Source organism: Tsukamurella pseudospumae (assembly GCF_001575195.1).
In the GTDB taxonomy this organism is placed as follows: domain Bacteria; phylum Actinomycetota; class Actinomycetes; order Mycobacteriales; family Mycobacteriaceae; genus Tsukamurella; species Tsukamurella pseudospumae.
The window spans coordinates 1-967 of the sequence record NZ_LSRF01000051.1 but is presented as its reverse complement, the minus strand read 5'-3'; the positions used below and the strand labels follow the sequence as shown (position 1 = coordinate 967).

Below are 967 nucleotides of genomic sequence, written 5' to 3'. Positions count from 1 at the left end.
AGTAGCGCGAAGAATGATTCCATCGCTGCGTTGTCGCCGGCTGCGCCGACTCGCCCCATGGACCCGACCAGATCGTGCCGGTTGAGCGTGGACACGAACTTCCGTGACCGAAATTGAGAGCCCCTGTCCGAGTGAACAATACAACCCGTAACATCGCCTTCTCGGCGGGCGACCGCACTGTTGAGCGCATTCACGGCGAGACGGGACTTCATCCTGGAGTCGATGCTGTAGCCGACGATCCGCCCCGAGCACACGTCCTTGATCGCGCAGAGGTAGAGCTTGCCCTCATCGGTCCAGTGCTCAGTGATATCCGTCAACCACAACTCGTTCGGGGACTCAGCGGTGAAGTCGCGTTCGACCAGATCATCGTGCACCGGCGGGCCAGGCTTCTTCCCATTCCGACCGCGTTTCTTCCCGAAGCTCGACCACCAGCCGTTGGCGCAGCAGATCCGCCACGCCGTGCGTGCACTCATGGGCTGACCTGCAGCTTCGGCCTCGTCGACAAGGAAACGGTAGCCGAACTCCGGATCATCACGGTGCGCATCGAACAGGGCGTTCGCGCGCTCCGCCGCGACCCGATCCGCATCGGTGACCGCGTCCTTGAGCCACCGGTAGTACGGCTGACGGGCGAGCTTGAGTACCCGACACGTCACCGTGACGGGGATCCCGTCCGCGGCAAGCTCCTTCACGAGCGGGTAGAACCTTTTCCCGGCAAATTCGCCTGCGACAAATACGCAGCAGCCCGCCGCAGGACTTCATTCTCCTGCTCCAACAACCGGATTCGCTTGTTGGCCTCCCGCAACTCCGCGGACTGCCCACTCGTCATGCCGGGCTTGCTGCCGTCGTCGATGTTGGCGCGGCGCAGCCACTTCGTCAGCGTCATCTCGTGGATCCCGAAGTCCTTCGCGACCTGCGCGAGCGTCACCCCCGGTTCACGGTCACGGGCAACCCGGACCACGTCGTCACG

At 63.5% G+C, this 967-nt stretch carries 1 pseudogene; it reads right to left on the bottom strand.

Annotation, left to right across the window (positions count from 1 at the left end):
- Window positions 1–967 (bottom strand): annotated as a pseudogene (locus tag AXK60_RS26515) (IS3 family transposase); the annotation flags it as partial.